Annotated in this window: 2 protein-coding genes; both read right to left on the reverse strand. The window is 39.9% G+C overall.

Annotation, left to right across the window (positions count from 1 at the left end; all coding sequences use genetic code 11):
* Positions 1-128 precede the first annotated feature (128 nt).
* Entirely contained in the window at positions 129-1757 is a 1629-nt protein-coding gene (locus tag CAN34_RS06280) for a sodium/solute symporter (RefSeq protein WP_089554926.1), read from the reverse strand.
* A 517-nt stretch (positions 1758-2274) separates the two neighbouring features.
* Positions 2275-2946 carry a hypothetical protein gene (locus CAN34_RS06285; protein ID WP_089554927.1) on the reverse strand — a complete coding sequence of 224 codons (672 nt, stop codon included), beginning with the start codon at positions 2944-2946 and terminating at the stop codon, positions 2275-2277.
* Between the last annotated feature and the right edge of the window lie 38 nt (positions 2947-2984).

The following is a 2984-nucleotide window of genomic DNA, read 5'->3' on the forward strand; positions in this document are numbered from 1 at the left end:
AGTGCGACCCGACTCTCGCTTGCGCTATCTGCACTAATGACACCGATCTTCATATCGTCTCCTTACGTCTAATGACTACTTTGTAGGTCTCATATTTGTAGGTCTCATAATCCAACCAGTGACACGCTTTAGCCTAACGTACCAAAATATGCTAAGAATAATATAATACAGACAAATAGCACTGGTAATAACCACACTACTTTATCAACCCTACCAGGTACCACATACCATCCATCAACTTTCTCAGGTCTGCCTTCAGCGGCAAACTTTAGCTGTTGACCTTTGACCGTTTGTTCATGCCAAACTTCTTGTCTACCATCAAGTAACAAGCTTGCACTGATGGAAACAATGATATTAATAGCACCGCCAATGACCACAAACCAAGGCCATGCGATATTTGGTGGTGTCCAATCGGTAAATGGAATACCGACTGCGAACACGTATAAACCAATAAAACCAGCAATCACACCAGTGATAAGACCTCGCTCGGTGGTGTGTTTCGAAAAGAAGCCCAAACCAAACATGGCCAACTTTGCCCCAACAAAATATGAAGAAACCTCTGTAAATGTCTCTAAAATAGACCCTTTACTATCAATGAATGCGAATGCAGCAGGAATGATTAATATTGCCCAAATGATGGTAAGAATACGAGAGGCGGCTAAATAGTGCCTTTCACTACCATCTTTTTTTACGTACGGCTGATAAAAATCAAGCACAGATATCGTCGCTAGAGAGTTTAGTGCCGATGATAGACTTGACATTGAAGCTGATAAGATTGCTGCAGCAATGATCCCCATCAAACCAGGAATGGCAAGCATATTAGCAAATATCAAGATGATTTCATTTGGTTGTGCAAATGGTTTACCCTTGAAATAAACGTATAATAGCGCACCAATAAAGAAGAACAAAAAGTAGATAAAAAATGCAACAAAGCCCATCAATAGATAAGACTTCTTAGCATCTCCCATAGTTTTTGCACCCAAGGTGCGCTGTACCATCATCTGATTACCACCATATACCGTGACATGAAACAATGTCATCGCTACAACGCCTGCCCAGACCGTTGGGGTAACCGAAAAATCTACGCTCCAGTTGAGTGGATTTAGTTTATCGTTTTCGCCAAGCATGGTAAGAGCGCCTGACATCGGTGACACTTCGCCAATTAGTATGAAAAATATAATCCCCGCACCAAGAAATAAAATAAATCCTTGCAAGACGTCCGTCCAAATAACAGCATTCATGCCGCCCATTAACGTATAACCCACTACGATAGCTGACATAATGATAATTGCCGTTTTTGGCTCTATACCTGTTGCAAAGGTTATGACAAAAGCGGTGGCTGTTAGAATAGAAGCCGTAGTGATGGTTTGGCTAATCAAAAACAATACACTCATGATTGCTCGGGATTTCTTACCAAATCGACGTTCTAAGTAATCATAAATAGACGCTACGCCGCTGCTATAAAAGAAAGGTAGGAAAAATACTACGACGATGAAAACAACTAATGGATAGTTGATGTGAATGGCGAGAGCTGCCATACCATCACCATATGCCCAGGCAGGACCACCTAAAAACGACAAGGCACTGATATAAGTGGCAATTACAGAAATACCAATCGCCCACCAAGGGGCTGAACGGTCACCAATATAATAATCTTCAGCAGTAGAAATTTTCCGACTCATAAACCAGCCGAGCAAAAGATTAACTAATAAATAAACAATGACAATCCCCCAGTTAAGGGCACCAAAACTTTCCATAATCAAAATCCTTTTGTTAATGGCCCTCCCAAACTCATAAAGTAATACTTTATTAACTTGATTGGAATTTCTTATAAATTAATATAACTTGAGTATATTTAATATTGAATTCGAATGCAATCAATTTATAGATATGGGTGTTTTGGTGTATTTTGACCTTAGACGACGGTCAAAAATACACTTTGCCTAGATTGGTCTATACTGAATAAAGAATATATACTCGCTTAAAGCCTCTGATAACAATGGATATAAGTGAATGTGAATTTATAGCTATTTATATAAAATGGTGCCTCAGCATTGCCAAGGTGGGAGTTTGGTTGGCATCACTGAGGTATTATATCGGCTGGGCGAAACTTTGAGCTGGATGATAATAAAGCATAAAGCTGAGCTACTGGCAAAATGTATACCAATAAAAAAGGACACAACATGATGTTGTGTCCTTTTTTATTGAAAATGCTGTGCTCGCTAAATTTAAAAAATAGGTAGGCTTTCAGACTCAGTACAGCTGGTCTAGCTATCAGAGCCAACCCTCTTCCAACAGCTGCTCGGTGTTACTCACTTTAAATTCATTATATAAATTAAAAAATACCGTTGGGTCTTCAACATTATCGAGCAACTCTCGTTTATTGAGCGCCACAAACATAGCCAGCGCATAAGCCGCACAATGAATAGACTTTTTGGGATTAAACTCAATATCAGTAAAAGCTTGATATTGCATGACCTCTTCATGCAGCTGAGGGTTTTGCTTTAGGGCATTCACATACAGCCAATCGTAAAACGTGGTTAATGGCTCTACGCTCCACTCTACGCCAAAATAATTGTAGCTAATTAATTCACCCGAAGTTATTAATCGCTCGTCTTTTTTGGCTTGTCTTGGCGGGGCGCTCAGCAAGTCGGTATAGGAACCGCCGTCCTCAAAAACCATACTGCTTTGAAAGGCGTTTTCGACACTATACTGTTGCCCATCATGCTCATTAGCGAGCCTTAAGCTCGATGGGCTCAGCGCAAAACTTAGCTTATTGCCGGATTTACTAGATAGCTCTAAGACGTTATTAAATCCATACTTTTTGCGAATGACTTGATGTAAATCATTGATGGACTTTTTCTTTTGTCTACTCGCGAATCCCACATGCCGCTCAAACCTAACCATATCCGTTTTTACCAGATTATCACTGTTGACTCTAGGCATGAATAAGGGTCTTTGTTATACATATTTTTGTTTTTGTT

Origin of the sequence: Psychrobacter sp. DAB_AL32B, assembly GCF_002224105.1 — a bacterium.
Classification (GTDB): Bacteria; Pseudomonadota; Gammaproteobacteria; order Pseudomonadales; family Moraxellaceae; genus Psychrobacter.